Below are 17,334 nucleotides of genomic sequence, written 5' to 3' on the forward strand. Positions count from 1 at the left end.
TCAACTCCTGGGCAGTAGTTCGAGCGCCGTCGCAGCGGGTAGGGCAGGAATGTCCTTCCCTACCGAACGGCCGCCGATCTTCTGCGCCTCGGGCATGAGCAGTATGTCAATTAGAGGCCTGCCGCGCTGGTCCTTACGCTCGGCTTCCCGTCGAGCGAGCCATCGACGCGATACGTGTTGCCCAGGCGCGAAGTATGAGAAGCTCGAGGTTGGGGACAGGTCTACCGGCGACAGCGGCGATGCGTCGGTAAACACCCCGGCGGATGACCGCCTCCCGACGGACGACAGTCCGCCAACATGCCCAACGCCAAGCTGCATCAGGCCTGAGGCCAATCTCGCAACGACGTCGTCGTCCTCGTTCTCATAGGTGAGTACCGCGCATCCGTTCTGTCCGCGGCAGGAAGCGGCGAACCTCTCCAGTTCACTAAGGTCGGGCGTTTCCACGGCCCAGGCCTGCACGGGCGCGGGAGCAGGGTCATCGAACACCGGGAGACCTAGCTGACGGCACGCCGGGCATCGTCCGCAGTCGCCAACAGGTTGCATGAACTCCAACCGACTCCCCCATTGGCGTGCAAGTTCCTCGCCGGGTGCATAGGCCTCCGAGATCCCACGGCATGCACCCAACTTCAGACGCGACACGTCTCGGATTCGAGCTAAAGAATCGGCCGAGTGAGACATCTCGTCCAGTTGCCACGGACGCCAAACGTCGTCCCAGAACGCTGGCGTACCGAGCCGCGCGGCCGTGCGACTTACAGCCGTCCAATCCGATATCTCGACGTCTTCCTTGTTGACCAGTTCGCGGATGTCTTCGACATCAAACTGCTCACGTTTCAGTTCGCCCAACTCGATTAGCCCCTGAACAACCTGAGCGTTCCAGCGGCGGTTGAAATCGCCCCTGCCCACGGCGCCCCGGGCACCCTCGAGGTCAAGGAACGTACGCCCGTTGAGATCCTTTCGATGATTCCAGAGGTCCTCCCAACGCTTCCTTGCGGTCTCAGGAGACAGAACCTTGACGCCGAGGCTGTCTGCCTCGGCGTCATCGCCAGGAGCTGCCAACAGGTACGCCGCACACGCGAATCCATCGCGGCCGCCTCGACCCAACTCCTGGTACCAACGATCGACCGTCTCCGGCAGGCAAGCATGCACGACTGCGCGAATGTGCGGGTAGTCGATGCCAAGGCCGAAAGCTGACGTCGCGACAACAAGGTCGATGCCACCTGCCGCACCGGGGTTGGCACGAATGCCCTGCAGAACCTGGGCCCGCCCCGCTGCCGAACTTCGCCCGGTCACGACGGCCACTCGCCCGTATCCCTCGTCACGGAGTCGATTCGCCCATTGCTCGGCTGCGTCGGGCTTGGTCACATAGAGGACCGCTGGGCGTGCGCAATGGGCGAGGGTGTCGAGTACCCGGCCGACACGCTCCTCAGGACTCGCCGCATGCGAAATCCAGATGTCAGGCTCGCCGCGCAACGCATTCGCCACGACGGGACTACACGCCTCGGCGCCGCCGAAGAGATTGATGAGGTCGGTCATCTCGGCGTTTCCGAGAGTCGCGCTCAGAAGCAGGGTCACGACTCTCTGGTGGCCTCCCCGCTCGGCGAGATTCATGAGGTCGCGTCGAAGGTCGGCGAGCGTTCTGAACTCCGGCCGGAAGAACCGTCCCCATTGGGTGACAAGGTGGGCTTCGTCAATAACAAACCCTTGCAGGCGTCCGATCGCGGCGGCGTCCTGGAGGGTCTGTCGAAGGGCGCGGGTCATCGACTCGGGGGAGGTCACCAGAAGAGGCTGCTGCCCGTTCGCGATCCTGGTCTTGATGGCCTGCCGAGTCATCTCGTCCGTGCTCGCGGTCCACGCGAAGTGCAGCGACTCGGGCTTCACACGTCTGTTGCGGCGCGCAAAGTGATCACGAAACCGACGTTCGAAGTCGTAGGCAAGCGCAACCGTCGGAACAACGATGACGGTGAGACCTGTCTTGGCCCTGTCCGACAAACACAGCGCGATCTCCGTCTTGCCTGACCCCGTCGGCAGCATCGCGATCACCGTCGACCCCTGCGGCGCGGACACTACTGCTCGGCACGCCGCGCGCTGCCCTGGGGTGCGGTAACTGTCAAAGTCGGTGCTCGTCTTGAAGAACGGATCGGCCTGCAGCGGCTCGGTGTGGAAGCGATCGCCCTCTGCGGTGCCGGCCAGGGCTGCTGCGTCCGGCGTGCCAGCGTCTGGCTCGAGCCAGTCAGGTGCCCAAGGAGTCGCTGCCCACATGCCATCCGGGCGACGACGAATCCCAACGAGTGCCGCGGTTGTCGTCAGTCTGCCGGCGAACTCGTCGCACAATTCGATCGGCACCTCGCGTGAGTCCCGCAATGACCACCGGCGCAGGAGTTGACGCAAGAGCACGGCGCAATCGAGATCCGTCGCACCTGGGTCCCCGAGGCAGTTGACGATCCGCGAATGAAGATCGTCACTGACCGCGGGCACCACCTCGCCGGTCCGCAGGTATTCGATCAACCTCTGTTCTTCGCCCATCAGAAGTTGTCCTCAGGCCAGAGGACGCACGCCCCACTGGCGACCATGCGAATTGACGGGTTCTCGATGCCCCTAGAAAGGGCCTCGGCTGCAGCACGCTCAATGCTGAGTTCTTCATGAGCAGCCGTGCGCTCATGCCCGCTCGGAAGCCGCAACGCTCGCGCCTCAAGAATGGCCAAGCGGCGTGCGGTCTCCTGCTCAGCAGATTCGAGAGCATCTCGCACGGCCGTCGCGAGGCGCTCGGCCTCGCGGATCTCCTGCCAGGCGACCTCGGCACTCTCGCGACACAGTTGGGTCCACGTCGGCAGTTCTTCAAGCACTGGTGCCCAGATCTTCCCTCGCAGCACCTCATCGCGCCGGGCGTCGTATGGCAGGTCCAACACGGACTTCTGAAGCGATTGCGACGCCGCACCGGAGGCGTCAGTCCACACTCGGATCTGCATTGGCTGAAGGTGAGACTCCCCGCGGCGGGAAAGTCGTCGGCGCGCGGCGGCGTCGACCGGCGCGAAGTCGCCCGCGTTGAACTCTACGAGAAACTCGCAGTGCAGCCACAGGGCCGGCGCGGTGAGACCTGGCACCGGCCGAACGATGGCAGACGCGCGGCCTCGCTCGTCGGACACTAGGTAGTCCTGGAGCCAGTCAACGAGGGGGTCGCCGATTCGGAACGGCGAGACACCCGAATTCGCGAGGGCGGCATCCCTGCCGAAAGCCTTCGGCTTCAACAGCCTCTCAAGCTCAGCGGACTCGTAATTCGACAGACCGAGTGAACGCCCTCCACCGAAGCGGAGGACTCCGCTAGACGATTCCGTCGGACGAAGCGCTAGCGAGCCCGTCCCGCTCGTAAGTCGGCGGAGCCCTGAGCGCAACCCGTCGAGGTCGCGCTCGTAGTCGAGGAGTTCCGCGAATGGTTCGTCTGCGAAGACGGTCGCAGCCTCGACCGACTCCAACTCCTCGAGCAGGTCGATGTTGTCACGCTCATCCTCAAGCTCGTCGCGGAGGCCAGCAACGTCAACTCGGAGCGCTTCACTGCCCAGCTTGAGCAGGTTATCGAGAACATCGTCCAGGACGCTGGATAGGAGTCGCTGGACTGTTGAGACCGAACTATCGAACACGCCCACTCCACTGTTCAGGAGTTCGATGTGAGCCGAAACCCATTCGCTTGAGGGTTCGGTGAATACGACGACTTCGGCTGGTTCGGGGCGAACGGCGTATCGGTCGAGTCGTCCGATGCGCTGATCCAGGCGGTTGACGTCGAGCGGCAGATCGAGATTAATCAGGACTTCCGCCTCCTGAAGGTTCCGCCCTTCTTCCATCGTGGTGTCCGCTAGTAGCAAGCCGCCGCCGTACTCTCCGAGAAAGTCGGTGACGGCCTCGTCGCGCTCCTCCGGAGACATGGAGCGGTAATGATGGTGGACCTCTGCGTCGTAGTCGCTCGTGAACACCTCATCGAACTGGTCGAGCAAGTGCGGGAAGCTCGAGGCCACGATGACGCGTTGGCCGGCGTTGACTCGCTCCCATGCGATATCGACGGCGACGCGGGTACGTTCCCCCAGTCCGGCCATCTCTAGGCGGGCTGCAGTCATTTCAAAGAGCGCCTTGTCATCAGGCGCCTGGGGGCGGCGCAAGTAGTCGCGCAGCGCGCTGGGCCCCGCCAACCCATGCAGCACCGCCATCGCGAACACAGCCCCAGCGCCCGAGTCACTCAGGCGTAGGCGGTAGGTATCCAAGAACTCGTCGACGACCTGGCGGGCCGGGTCGTCGACCTCGACGAAGGTGGGCACCCGGCCAGCGACAGCGTAGGCATCGGCGAGTTCGCTAGTGCGGCGGTGCCGGATCATGCGCCGGCTAATCCGGTAGATCTCGCGTACGTAGTCCGCCAACTCACCCCACACCGGAGCCTGTGGGTCGTCCGCGGCGCGGCAGGCAGCAGTCAGCCTCTGAACGTTCTCATCGTCCGGAAAGTCGGTCTCGACGCTGCCAAGGACCATCGTCTTCTGGCGGAGACTCGCTCGGCGTGTGGCCAGCACCTGAACGTCACCCGCGCTGCGCTCGCGTTCGTCGAGCCTTGCCCGGAACGCCTCGGTGGAGGTGCCAGCGAACGCCACCGGGTCGACCAGAGCCAGCAATCGCCTAAACGTTTCGGCATCACCACGCATTGGCGTGGCCGACAACGCCAGGAGCCCGTCGACCTGCTGCAACTCCCTTTCGAGCGTTGAGCCCACCGCGACGTGTCTGAAGATGTGGTGGGCCTCGTCCAGGACCACAAGGTCGTAGTCCGTCAGGCCGCCTCGACTGCGGACCGCCACAGCCTGGAGGGAGTCGTGCGGCACGACGGTAAGTTGCGGCCCCTGCAGCGCCTCCCCCAGTCCGAGGCGATCCCTCAATTCTGAGATCCATTGGCCTTGCAGGGTGTCTGGGCAGAGAACCAGGACACGCGCATTCGGGTCATCGATGAGCAACTGGCGAATGACGATCCCGGCCTCGATCGTCTTGCCGAGTCCGACCTCGTCAGCCAGCAGGTAGCGCATGACCGGATCGGCGAGGATTCTCGCCGCCGTGTCGACCTGATGCTGGAAAAGGTGAATGGGAGCAGAGATCGCGGCAGTGAGACCGCGCGCAACGCGCCGCTGCTGAACCAACTCGGACAGCAAAGCCGACCGGGCGTCGTAGTACTGCGGCGTCTCCGCGAGGCCGTGGGCGATTGCTTCCGCGGGATTGTGCAACGGCTGCGCCCAACGAATGGTGAACTGGTCTTGGTAGAGGAGCAGCCTCTGTGCGTGGCCGACCAGCGAGACGTGATAGCGGCCGGCCGATGCGACCGCGTCGATGACGCCTGCATGCCAGCCGTACGGCTTTCCGCGCACCCACACGCGGGTGCCTACAGGGATTGGCTTGTCGATGACGTCGTCGCGTGCCACGCGGATCTCGTGCTCAGCAACCTCCGGAACGTCGACGAAGGCCAGGACCAACTGGCCGTCACTCACACCCTTGCAGTAGCCCAGCCCCAACTCCGGTCGAGATGTGGCGCGCAGCCATCTGCCGACGAAATGGGAGGCAGGCATCATTGGCCCGCCACTCATATGGTCGACCCGTGCGAGACTCCTTGAGTGCGGGCACCCCAGGCATCACAAGTTGTCCCTCGACCCATGCCAGCAGGTTAACTATCTGGGCCGACACTTTGGTCGACTTTGGCTCCACCGCCCGTGGTCGCTGCCCACCCACTCGCTCGGACCGGAGGGGTCAGGGATCAGGACCGAACTAGCCGTCGGCAGCGCCGAGTCCCGCGCGACCCATGCTGTGGATCGCGCACCTGGCCGAGGTCATGGCCACGAGGACCGCGAGCTTGATTGAGTCCCACGCAAGGACGAGAACAGCTAGGTTCAACCAGCCCGGGGCGCCCGCGGCAACAGCGACGGCAACAGCGTGCATCGTCAACAAGAGGAGTCCGACAGTTCCGGCCAGCGCGCCGACCGTCCGCCAACGTGGCTCACGAGTTCGCACGCGACGCACGAGCAGGTTCGATGGTGCGTAGTGGTGAAGGAAGCGGTGCGCCGCCGCAACGGCGACGAGGACTGGCAAGGCGAGTAGAACGAGCATGAGGGCCTCCGGTGAGTCGGACTCCCTCGATATGCCGCGTAACCGCCGGTCGCGAGAATGCCTTGGGTGGGCTGTGGATAACCCAGGCAGCGGCCGCCTATGGTCGGGAAATGGCGAGAAGATTCACCGCCGACGACACTCCCGTGCGTTCCGATGCACCCGCCGCGCGGACCGCGCGTATCGCGCGCAGTGCACGCTGACGATCGGCGCGCTGGGCGTCGTCCTTGGTGCCTCCGCCGACTGCCATCTCGGAGATGAGTTTGTAGCGGTCGCGGTACGCCGCCACCGTCGTCGCCGCGTCAATCCAGACGCCGGTCCCTGGTGCGCCGACAGGGCGCGGTCCGAGTCGTCGTGTCCAAGGCTCACGGCCCGCAACTGCCCCTTCGGCAAGCGCGCGAGCGCGCGCCTCGATCAGTTCCTTCCGCTCGTCGATTGCCTGGCGATCCTCAGCTGACATCGGGCCGAGCGGCTCCGGGATCAGGCCAGCGATCAGTCGTGGACGGAGCCGACAGCCGCGCGGCGGAGTCGCTGCGAGCTTGTCGACTCGGTAGCGGAGGACCGCTCCGATGTCATCCGCGTCGTCGAGACCATGCCGCCCGACGACCCGAGGCAGAAGACGTTCGAGGTCGTGGTGGTACGCCTCGGCGCGTCGTAGTGCCGCCGCGAGCGGACCGAAGGCGGTCGACGCGACGACCGCGGCGTGCTGCTCAACGGTCAGCCCGGAGCGGCTCAGAAGGTCGACGAAGCGGTCGTGCTGAGCTTCGGCGGCGATCGTCTCGAGTTCGGCGGCGAGGCGGTCGATGCCGCCATGCAGTTCGTACTCGGCCTCGATCGTCTGCGTGGCGGAGAGATCGGCGCCGCTGTGCTGGAGGACGCCGTACAGGACCGTCCTAGCCGTGACGTCTTCCTCCTCCGGCGTGGAGTGGCTGTCGTCGGGCTGGTCGAGGGCGACGTACGCGATGTTGGACTCGCGGCCGCGGGTCATCGAGACGTAGAGGTTCTCCCGGGTCGTGGATACAGTCACGACGACGTGCGCGGAGTCGACGGTGACCCCTTGAGCGCGATGCGCGGTGACCGCGTATCCGAGGTCGACGTGCTCGGCGACGTACTCCGGCGGCAGGACCGTTCGCCCGCCGCGCGCATCGAGGCGTTTGACCAGGACAGAGCCGTCACGCCGGATGTCGGTGACCAGCCAGCGGTCGCCGTTCTTCACCCACCCGTCGCGCATCGTCCGGATCCGGCGGTCGTTCTGGCGCGTGATCACCACGTCGCCCACCGAGGCCCGGCAGCCGTCGACCAGGTCGACCTCGCGGTGGTCGACCGCACCGTCCAGGAGCAGCCGCTCGGCCCGGGCGCGTTCGTTGAGCGCGCGGACGTCCCGCGCAGACTCAGTCACGAGGATGCTGGCGCGTCCGGCGGCACAATCGGCCCGCCAGGCGACGTACGCCGCGTCGACCATCTCCTCGGTGAGACCCTCGCGGATCCGCTTGTAGCGGGCATATGCCGAGATGACCTGGACGTCTCCCCGGCTCAGCGCGAGCGAGGCCTCCTTCTCCCACTCGTTGGCGAACCGGTGGATCTCATTCAGCGCCGGTGCGTCCGCACGTCGGTCGACGAGGAGCGCGAAGGCTCCGCCGGCGTCGATGGACTGGAGTTGATGTGGGTCACCTACCAGCAGGATCTTGGCGCCCGCGCCGGCGGCGATCCTGGTCAGCCGATCGAGCGTCACCGTGTCGGCCAGAGTCGCCTCGTCGACGATCACCAACTGACCGCGCCGTAGTTCGGTGCGCCCGTGGTCGTACTCATGGAGCCACTTCGAGGTGTTCTCGCAGGCGACACCGAGGTCGTCCGCCAGTGCCTGGGCGGCCACGGCGGACGGGGCCAGGCCGACGACACTCCCCCGCCCGTACTCGATGGTCCAGGCCGCGCGGAGCGCTCTCATCGTGGTGGTCTTGCCGGTCCCAGCAGGTCCGACCAGGAGGTCGACTTGGCGCCCGGAGCGACAGATGCGCTCCACCGCACGCCGCTGCTGATCGGACAGCGAGACCGTGCCACGGCCACCCGCTCGACCCGTGCCCCCGGCTGACACCGTTGGCGCGGTCATCTTCTCGGCGCGTGCCAGCAACCGCGCCTCGGCCTCGAGCACTGCGACCGAGGAGTAGTTCTTGCCATGCCGCGGGCGGAAGCGGCTCGTGCCGTCCTCGCGCTGGAACCGGGGCGGGCTGAGGGCGAGTTCCGGCGGCGTCAGGACGATGGAGCGTGCCTGGGCCGCGTCTACGATAAGGCCGACGACGGCCTCGCGGTCCTCGGTCGTCGCAAACCTCAGATCCATCGTCTGCTTCGCTGCCTCGGCCATCAGGTTCCAGTGCGTCCACACGGCCCGCTTCTCAGAGACCGCCGCGACCACCTCGGCGCCGATCGCCTCGATGGCAGCCAGTGGCACGTCCTCCGCTGTCAGGAGGTCGCCGTCTCGGCCGATCACCGACTGCGACCAGCCCGTAGGCTCGGCGCCCAACCGCTTGATGCACGCGCTGGCGCGTACCTTCTGGGCGCTCTGGCGGTCGCGTGCTGCATCCGACTGGTCGTCCTCGCCGGCAACGGACGCGGCAACGAAGTGACCAGTGAGCACTTCGCCTGGCTCGCGGTGTGCGTCATCGCGGCGGCGTTCTCGGCAGCATGCGCGGTCGTTGCTGCCCTGCAGCGGCGCTGATACCGACCGATCCGGCACGCCGGAGTCCGGTGACTTCGTCGAGGACCCCGCATGGTCTGTGGCGGCAGGCCTATCTGCCGCGCGTACGTCCTTCTCGATCATCGACCACGGTCAAACGCCGGTCGTTCTGGCATAGGGAGGAACGTCCAGGAGCGCCTCGTCGACCTCGTGGATTGCCTCGTCCCCCGCGAGCGCGCCGGTCAAGGTGCGTTGCGCCAAGCCCTCGCTGAGCGCTACGAGTCTCCGGGCGAAGGTCGGGTCGAGCCCAACAAGAGGAAGTAGACGGGCTACCTCGCGCTCCAAGCCGCGTTGCGCCTCGATCACGACCCCCGCGATCGCCTCGTCCACTACGGCGTGGGCAACGAAAGCCGCCCACACCCTCCCGCCCAACCGATATGCCGTGGATTGATCGAACCGGTGGACAAGCAGGCTACGGACCGACTGGAAAGCGTCGCGCCGCTTGTCTTCGGCGCTTCGGTCCGATACGTCCACGGTGGCCGTGGAGGATGCGGCGAGGTAGAGCCCGCCGACGTCGCAGACCGTGCCGACTACGGGACGTCATGCGGACGGTGCCCTCGACGGCTCCGTCCGCATGACGTCCAACGGTCCGCGTCCGGATCAGCAGGTGCAGCTGGCCGGCGCCGGCCCGTGCTCGCAGAGGTCGTCGAGCTCAGCCTCCAGCGTCGGCTCGGCCGCTTGGTCCGTGGCGCTGGCCGGGCGCCCCGGCAGCACCCAGGCCATGGCGACCACGACGAGCGAGATCAGCGCGCTGACCGCGAACGCGAGTTTCATGCCGGACAGCTCGGCCTCGACCGGCCCGACCGACCCGAGGACCTGGTCGGCGCGCAGCGTCACCACGGTGACCGCGAGCGCGGTCCCGAAGGCAGCGGCGACCTGCTGCAGCGTGCCCAGGATCGAGCTGCCGTGGGAGTAGAGGTGCATGGGGAGCGCGCCGAGGCCGAGCGTGAAGGCCGGCGTGAACGTCGCGGCCAGGCAGACGCTCAGCACGACGTGCAGCGCCAGCACCTGCCAGTACGGCATCGTCAGCGAGATCTGCGTGAAGCCGAGCAGGCTCAGGACGATGCCGACCGAGCCGGGGATGACCAGCACCCGACCGCCGAACCGGTCGTAGATCCGGCCCACCGTCGGGCCGAGCAGACCCATCGCCAGGCCACCGGGCATGACCAGGAGGCCGGTCTCCAGCGCCGACAGCGGCCGCACGTTCTGCAGGTACAGCGGCAGCAGGATCATCGAGCCCATCATCGCCATGAACGCCACGGCCAGGAGCACGAGCGCCTTGGTGTACGTCCCGTGGGCGAACACCCGCAGGTCGAGCAGCGGCGCGCCCGTGCGCTGCAGCCACAGCTGTCGGGCGACGAAGGTGCCGACCAGGGCGAGGCCGGCCACGGCGATGCCGACCGGCAGCCCGACCTCTCCCTCGGCGAAGCGCGTGAGCCCGTAGACGAGGCTGCCGAAGCCGAGGGCCGCCACGACGACGCTGAACCAGTCGATGTCGCTGACCACGGGCTCGCCGATGTTCTCCAGCTGACGGAGCCCCGACCACGTCACCATCGCAGCGATGGGCAGGACGAGGACGAACAGCAGCCGCCACGAGCCGAACTGCAGGACTACGCCCGAGACGGTGGGACCCAGGGCCGGCGCGACCGAGATCGCCATCGTCACGTTGCCCATCACCCGGCCCCGCTGGCTCTCCGGCACGACGGTCATCAGCGTGGTCATCAGCAGCGGCATCATCACCGCGGTGCCGGCGGCCTGGACGACGCGGCCCAGGAGCAGCACCTCGAAGACCGGGGCCACCGCGCTGATCGCCGTACCGGTGAGGAAGACGCCCATCGCGGTGGCGTACGCCGTGCGGGTGCTCACCCGCTGCAGGAACCAGCCCGTCACCGGGATCACCGCGGCCATGCTGAGCATGAACGCCGTGGAGACCCACTGCGCGGCGCGGTGGCTGACCTCGAAGCTCTCCATCAGCCTCGGGATGGCGTTGATCATGATGGTCTCGTTGAGGATCACCACGAAGGTCGCCACCACCAGCAGCCGGACCACAGCGGGGGTTCGCTGCGGGCCGGCAGTGGGCTGGTCGGGCAGGGTGTCGATGGGCGCAGACATGGAGGTTCCTCAGAGGTAAGGGCGGGGGCGGTGACGCCCGGCTTGCACGTACGTCGAAGCGGCGACACCGGTCTCGACATTCCCCGGCGGCGAAAGTCATCGCCGCCGGCACCGCCCGTCCATCGTGGCGGGTCCTCTGCCGGTGGACCAGCGATTATCCCGGCGTCGCAGCCCGTGGTCGACCCGAGCATCGCGCACTCGAGCAGCCGGAGGAGCGAGTCCCCGCACCGCCCTTCGCCCGGTGGCTAGCCTCGCAGGACAGAAGGAGGACCGATGCGATCCTGGTTCCTGGTGACGACGGTGGCGGTGCCGGTACTGCTGTCGGGCTGTGTCGTGAGCGAGGCGCCTGCGCCGGCACCAGCGCCACCGGGCCAGGACCTGTCCCCCGACGGCCAGGCCTCGAACGGCGACGGGTACGCCTTCGTGCACACCCGGGACAACGGCGAGCCGGTGCGCTGGAGCACCTGCGACCCGATCGCCTACGTGGTCCGTCCCGACGGCGAGCCCGAGGGCGGCCGCCGCCTCCTGGAGCAGAGCCTGGAGCGGGTCTCCGAGGCGACGGGCCTCGAGTTCGAGGACGCCGGCACGACCGAGGAGGCTCCGGCGCAACGGCGTCCGCTGCACCAGCCGGACCGGTACGGCGACCGCTGGGCCCCGGTCCTGATCGCCTACTCCGGCCCGGAGGAGGACTCCCGGCTCAAAGGCCGCGCGGCCGGCTACGGAGGACCGGCGTACGTCAGCGTCTCCGGCGGCACGCCGCGGTACGTCAGCGGCTCGGTGGTCTTCGACGTCGAGCAGATGACGTCGATGGGCGGGGACGAGGCCGTCGGGGCCGTCATGCTCCACGAGCTGGCGCACCTGGTCGGGCTGGCCCACGTCGACGACCGCGGGCAGCTGATGAACCCGGTGCTGTACGGGCGCGAGGTGACCGACCTCCAGGCGGGAGACCTGGCCGGCCTGGAGGAGCTGGGTGCCGGGGAGTGCTACGACCCGATCGAACCGCGCAGCATCCGCGGGTCGGGCTGAGCCCCGTGGCCACCGCGTCGCCGGTCACCCGGTCCGAGCGCTGGGGGGCCCTGGCCCTGCTCGTCCGGCCCGCCTACATCGCGGTGGAAGTCGTGGTTGCCTCCGCGACGACCGGCGCCTACAGCTACGTCGGCGACTCCGTCAGCCGGCTCGGCGAGGCGGGCTGCACGGAGGCGTTCTGCTCACCTCGCCACGATCTCATGAACCTCTCGTTCGTCGGCTTCGGCGCCTTGCTGGCCGGCGGTGCGGCGCTCCTCCGCCGGCGCCTCGGCCCCTGGGTCACGGGGCTGCTCGTCGTCTCCGGCCTGAGCTCGGTCGCCACGGGGCTGGCACCGCTCGACGGGAACGTCACGCTGCACGCAGCCGCCGCCACTCCGCTCTTCGTGGCCCAGCCCGTCGCGCTGGTCGTCCTCGGCCTGCGGCAGCGGGATGCTCGGCCGCGGCTGGCGCGGACCCTGGTGGCGACCGGAGGCGTCACCGGGGCGGCAGCCGCCGCCTTCGTCCTCTCGGGCGGTGGCCCGGTCTCGGGTGCCCTGGAGCGGCTGGCCCTGTGGCCCGCGATCCTCGGGCTGGCCGCCGTCGCCGGGACCCAGGTCGCTCGCGGTGGGTCGTGGCGGGTCAGCGCACGAGGATGTCGACCTTCTCCGCGGGGCCGCTGAACCCGGAGACGGCGTTGGCCCCGGCGACGAGGGGCCGGACGGCCTCCTCGGTGAGTGCTCGCACCGCGGTCCCGTCGTGGAACCCGTTGTGGTCACAGCCGCTGTAGAACAGGTGGAGCAGCGGCGATCGGCCCCCACCCGACTCGACCTGCACCCTGATGAACTCGTCGCCGTAGGACCACTCCTGCAGGCAGGACCTCGGGTTGTCGGGTCCGCCGCCGACCGGTGCGGCCTGCACCGCTGCGATGACGTCGGCTGCTGGCTCACCTTCCAGCCGCAGCGACGAGAGCAGCGGCACCGTCTCCTCAGCGCCGGCGTCCGGCGAGGGGACCTGGTAGCGGCAGGCAGCCACCGCGGTCACGTCGGTCAGGGTGGTGACGTCGGCGGCCGGCTCGGGCCGGGACCCCACGGCGGACTCCGCGGGCAGGTGCATGGCGCAGCCGTTCGCGTCCACCTCGGTCTCGTGGACCGTGGCGAGGATCTGCTCGCGGAGGGCGGGCGGCGCGTTGACCCTGACCAGGACGTCCCCGACCCGCCGTACGGCCTGGTCACCCTCCGCGGTGGCCGGCTCGTGGCCGGAGGCGGTGTCGAGCGCCGGTCCGAGGGCGACGACCAGGCCGGTGTTCTCGATCAGCGTGGAGCCGTCCGGCTCCCCCGAGGGACACCCCACCAACGTCGACCGCCCGGGCCGACCCACCGCCGGGTGTCGTTGCGGCGACCGGCGGTCCGGTAGGTCGACGCACCACTGGCCCAGCCGCGTGCTCGCGTTCGTCCAGCCCCAGCTGCCGGGCACCCCGACCTGCACCCCTGCGTAGGCCTCCCAGCGCCAGCCGTCGGGAAGTCGAGGTTCCGCCGGGTCAGCGCTGGCCGGCGGGCCCTCCCCCGCCTCCCCGCAGCCCGTCGCCAGCACGGCGAGGGCGAGCATCGCGGCAGCACACGTGCGCTTCGTCATGGCGCCTCCTGAGTCGTCACTCCGTCCGACGCAGCCCACGCCCGACGGGTTCCGCCGGCCCGCAGGAGACGGGTAGGACGTGGCGCCGGCAGCCGATGTGGATGAGACGCGTCTGAGTCGTACGTTCCTCTCGCCCAGCTTCTCTCGGGCCACGAGGACCCTTGGTCCAGTCAACCGGCTCCTCGTGGGGGCTGCCCCCGGCTCCCCCCGTGGGGGCAGCCCCACTCAGGCTGGTCGCCCCGCGCGTGCGGTCAGTGCGCGTTGCGGCGGACCCGCTCCTCGTACGCCGCGCGGGCGGCGGGGTCGGCCTGCGAGATGACGTTGCCGGCGTCGCTGAGCTTGGCCAGCGAGTCCTGCACCCGACGCGGCAGCGCCTGGGTGACCTTGGTCGGGCCCTGCACCCAGTTCGGCACCCAGACCTCCGCCTTCGGCTTGCGCACGACCTTCTCGATCGCGGCGGCGACGTCGTCCGCGGTCACCGGCTTGACGCCCTTCGCCGCCGGCACGCCGGCCGACAGCTCAGTTTGCACGACCGTCGGGAGCACCAGCGACACGTCGATCCCGTACGGCGCGAACTCCGCGCGGGTCGCCTCGCTGAACCCCACGACCGCGAACTTCGACGCCGAGTACGACGCCCCGTCGGCCACCGCGAGCCGGCCCACCGCCGAGGCGACGTTGACGATGTGGCCGTGGCCGCGCTCGACCATGCCCGGCACGACCGCCTTCGTCCCGTTGATCGGCCCGTGCACGTTGACGTTGAAGATCGCCCGGGTCACCTCGTCGGGCTCCTTGAGCACCGACCCGAGGGGCATGATGCCGGCGTTGTTGACCAGGACGTCCCAGGGTCCGAGGTGGCTGACGGCTGCGAGGAACTCCCGCCACGACGCCGGGTCGGTCACGTCCAGCCGGGCCGCGACCACGCGGTCGCCGTACGACCCGACGACCTCCTCGGCGAGCTCGGGGTCGAGGTCGCCGACCGCGACCGAGGCGCCCTGGCGGGCCAGCCGCTCGACGGTGGCGCGACCGATGCCACGGGCACCGCCCGTGACGATGATGGACATTCCGGCGATCTGACGGGACATGGGCACCTCGAGGGGTAGATCTGACAGTGGTGTCTGTCAGTTTTGGGGTCGGCCCCCGAGACGTCAAGGGCCAGCGCCGTGCTCGTCGACATTCCTGCCTCGTGCTGCCGAGCGTGCGCCAGGGCGCACGCTCAGCAGCACGCGACGTCAGGAGGGTCGCCGCACGAGGGTCCGCACGGCCTTGCGGTCGGTCTTCCCTACGCTGGTCAGCGGCACCGCGTCGACGATGTGGACCTCGCGCGGGTACTTGTACTTCGCCAGGCGCGCCCGGGCGAACTCGACGAGCTCCTCGGCGGTCGCCGCGGCCCCGGGGTGCAGCGAGACCACGGCGACGACCTCCTCACCACTCTTCTCGTCCGGCACCCCGACGACGGCGGCGGACGCGACGGCACCGTGCTCGAGCAGGGCGTCCTCGACGTCGCGGGGGAAGACGTTGAACCCGCCTCGGATGATCAGGTCCTTGACCCGGTCGACGACGTAGAGGTAGCCGTCCTCGTCGAGCCGGCCGACGTCGCCGGTGTGGAGCCAGCCGTCGACGACGGTCCTCGCGGTCTGCGCCGGGTCCTTCCAGTAGCCGAGCATGACGCCCGGGCCCCGGACGCAGATCTCGCCGTCCTCGCCGGCGGGCACCGGCGTCCCGCTCGGGTCGAGGATCGCCACCTCGGCGTGCGGCAGCGGCTTCCCGACGCTGCCGAGCCGGTTCTCGGTCACCGTCGAGGCCGAGATCACCGCGCTCGCCTCGGTGCACCCGTAGCCCTCGAGGATGGTGACCCCGAAGGTCTTCTCGACCTCCTCGCGGACCGCCGGCAGCAGCGGGGCACCGCCGGAGCCGAAGGACTGCAACGAGCTCAGGTCGTAGTCGGCGTGCGGCAGGGAGAGGATCATCTGGAGCATCGACGGCACGACGGGGCTGCTCTCGATGCGGTGCTCCTGCACCAGCTCGAGCCAGCCCTGCGGGTCGAACCACCGCTGCAGCACCGACACCTGCCGGCGCTCGGCGTGCATGCCGCCGATGGCGACGATCAGGCCGTAGGCGTGGGACAGCGGGAGGGGCAGCAGCGACCTCGTCGCGGTCATCGTCCGCGCGACCGAGTCGATCCCCCGGCCGGACTCCCAGAGGCCGCGGTGGCTGAGCATCACGCCCTTGGCCCGGCCGGTCGTGCCGCCGGTGTAGAGCAGGGCGGCGAGGTCGTCATCACCCCGCGGCTCGATGTCCACCGGGTCGGCCGCCTCGAGCTCGCCGTACGGCGTCGTGCCCGGCGTGCCGGCCCCCTCCTCCCCCACCACGGCGATCGTGAGGTCCGAGCCCTCCGCGGCCGTGGCCATCAGCGGCAGCAGCTCGGGCGTGACGATCGCGGCCTTGGCCCCGGAGTTCTCCAGGATGTGGCGGAGCTCCGGCTCGGTCTGCAGGAAGATCACCGGCGTCACGACGGCACCGGCGCGCCAGATGGCCCGGTAGCTGATGAACACCTCGGGGGTGTTCATCATCATCACGACGACCCGGTCGCCCGGCTCGATGCCCAGCTCGCGCAGACCACCCGCCACCCGGCCGGCACGGTCGTGGATCTCCCCCGACGTGTGCCAGCGTCCCTCGAAGAAGAGCTGCTCGAAGTCGCCCAGCCGCTCGAAGGACCGCTCGGCCAGCAGCGCCAGGTTGTGCTCGCCGACGCCGCTCATCGCGCCACCTCGGCGAGGGCCAGCCGGGCCACCTCGTCGAACGCGTCGACGTCGTCACCCAGCAGCAGCCGGTCCACCTTCGCCCGCCGCCAGAACAGGTGGGCGTCGTGCTCCCAGGTGAAGCCGATGCCACCGTGCACCTGGATGAGCGTCTCGGCGGCCCGCTCGAGCGTCGTCGCGGCGGCACCCTTCGCGGCCGCGGCGGCGAGGGGCAGCTCCTCGGTCGCGTGGTCGGCCGCCCACGCCGACCACCAGACCAGCGAGCGCAGCTGCTCCACCTCGACGTAGACGTCGACCAAGGCGTGCTTGACCGCTTGGTAGGACCCGATCGGCCGTCCGAAGGCATGTCGCTCCTTGACGTACTCGACGCCGAGCTCCAGTGCCCGCGCCGCCGCGCCGAGCCCCTCCGCCGCGAGCACCACCCGGCCGACCTGCTCGGCGCGGACCCAGCGGTCGGCGGCCCCGGAGGCCACCACCTCGACGTCCGCGAGGGACACGTCGGCGAGCCCGCGCGTCGGGTCGATCGGATCGCGCGTCGTCACCGTCCCGGTGCCGATCACGACGTCCTCCCCGCGCCGGGCGAGGAACGCCTCGGCACCGGCCGCGTCGAGCACCGGCCCACCGTCGGTGACCGCCAGGGCCAGGCTGCCGTCGGCCAGCGCCCCCAGCCGCTCGTCGTCGCCCTCCAGCAGGACGGCGGCGCGCGCGAAGGTCACGAGCGAGGGACCGGCCAGCACGCGCCCGGCCTGCTCGGCGACCACGGCCAGGTCCAGCAGGGACCCACCGCCGCCGCCGACCGCCTCAGGCACGGTGATCGTGGCGAAGCCGCTCTTGACGAGCTCCACGCGACCGGGTCCGACCCGCACGTTGGGATCGTCCAGCACGGCCCGGGCCGAGGCGGGGGACGTCGATCCGGCGAGGAAGTCGCGGGCGGCCGCGGCCAGGTCGCGCTGCTCGTCATCGAGGTCGAAGTACATC

The 17,334-nt window shown here is 69.2% G+C and carries 11 protein-coding genes; 2 read left to right on the forward strand and 9 right to left on the reverse strand.

From position 1 onward, the window contains the following. The 5 genes from dpdF to ACSMHG_RS01930 all read right to left on the reverse strand — a co-directional run bounded on the left by dpdF (position 1) and on the right by ACSMHG_RS01930 (position 10,960). Positions 1-2,523 carry a protein DpdF gene (gene dpdF, locus ACSMHG_RS01910; protein ID WP_435741661.1) on the reverse strand — a complete coding sequence of 841 codons (2,523 nt, stop codon included), beginning with the start codon at positions 2,521-2,523 and terminating at the stop codon, positions 1-3. Beyond that, a complete protein-coding gene (gene dpdE / locus ACSMHG_RS01915; RefSeq protein ID WP_435741662.1) occupies positions 2,523-5,603 on the reverse strand; it encodes a protein DpdE in 3,081 nt (1,026 codons plus the stop codon). The genes dpdF and dpdE overlap by 1 nt, the downstream gene beginning before the upstream one ends. A 614-nt stretch (positions 5,604-6,217) precedes the next feature. Beyond that, positions 6,218-8,932, reverse strand: a complete 2,715-nt coding sequence (locus ACSMHG_RS01920) for an ATP-dependent DNA helicase (protein ID WP_435741663.1) — start codon at positions 8,930-8,932, stop codon at positions 6,218-6,220. A 9-nt stretch (positions 8,933-8,941) separates the two neighbouring features. Next, positions 8,942-9,322, reverse strand: coding sequence for a TetR family transcriptional regulator C-terminal domain-containing protein (locus ACSMHG_RS01925; RefSeq protein ID WP_435741664.1), 381 nt, complete (start codon positions 9,320-9,322; stop codon positions 8,942-8,944). Positions 9,323-9,448: 126 nt separating this feature from the next. Continuing rightward, positions 9,449-10,960 (reverse strand): MDR family MFS transporter, encoded by a 1,512-nt coding sequence (locus ACSMHG_RS01930; protein WP_435741665.1) that lies wholly within the window; start codon positions 10,958-10,960, stop codon positions 9,449-9,451. 273 nt (positions 10,961-11,233) lie between these two features. Here ACSMHG_RS01930 and ACSMHG_RS01935 point away from each other — a divergent pair, with 273 nt between their 5' ends. Together ACSMHG_RS01935 and ACSMHG_RS01940 are read left to right on the forward strand one after the other, a co-directional pair. Continuing rightward, positions 11,234-11,986: a matrixin family metalloprotease gene (locus tag ACSMHG_RS01935; RefSeq protein WP_435741667.1), complete on the forward strand. Its 753-nt coding sequence runs from the start codon at positions 11,234-11,236 to the stop codon at positions 11,984-11,986. A gap of 5 nt (positions 11,987-11,991) precedes the next feature. Beyond that, positions 11,992-12,645, forward strand: a complete 654-nt coding sequence (locus ACSMHG_RS01940) for a DUF998 domain-containing protein (protein WP_435741668.1) — start codon at positions 11,992-11,994, stop codon at positions 12,643-12,645. On the opposite strand, the gene ACSMHG_RS01945 is transcribed toward ACSMHG_RS01940, so the two are convergent. The 4 genes from ACSMHG_RS01945 to ACSMHG_RS01960 form a co-directional block, all read right to left on the reverse strand. Beyond that, complete coding sequence (locus tag ACSMHG_RS01945; protein WP_435741669.1) at positions 12,605-13,597, reverse strand: hypothetical protein; 993 nt, start codon at positions 13,595-13,597, stop codon at positions 12,605-12,607. The genes ACSMHG_RS01940 and ACSMHG_RS01945 overlap by 41 nt on opposite strands. Positions 13,598-13,848: 251 nt before the next feature. Further along, complete coding sequence (locus ACSMHG_RS01950; RefSeq protein ID WP_435741670.1) at positions 13,849-14,679, reverse strand: SDR family oxidoreductase; 831 nt, start codon at positions 14,677-14,679, stop codon at positions 13,849-13,851. A 147-nt stretch (positions 14,680-14,826) separates the two neighbouring features. Beyond that, a complete protein-coding gene (locus ACSMHG_RS01955) occupies positions 14,827-16,356 on the reverse strand; it encodes a class I adenylate-forming enzyme family protein (protein WP_435741671.1) in 1,530 nt (509 codons plus the stop codon). Continuing rightward, positions 16,353-17,333 carry an acyl-CoA dehydrogenase family protein gene (locus ACSMHG_RS01960; protein WP_435741672.1) on the reverse strand — a complete coding sequence of 327 codons (981 nt, stop codon included), beginning with the start codon at positions 17,331-17,333 and terminating at the stop codon, positions 16,353-16,355. Before ACSMHG_RS01960 ends, ACSMHG_RS01955 begins: the two co-directional genes overlap by 4 nt. Position 17,334 lies beyond the last annotated feature (1 nt).

Source organism: Nocardioides ureilyticus (assembly GCF_051280745.1).
In the GTDB taxonomy this organism is placed as follows: Bacteria; Actinomycetota; Actinomycetes; order Propionibacteriales; family Nocardioidaceae; genus Nocardioides.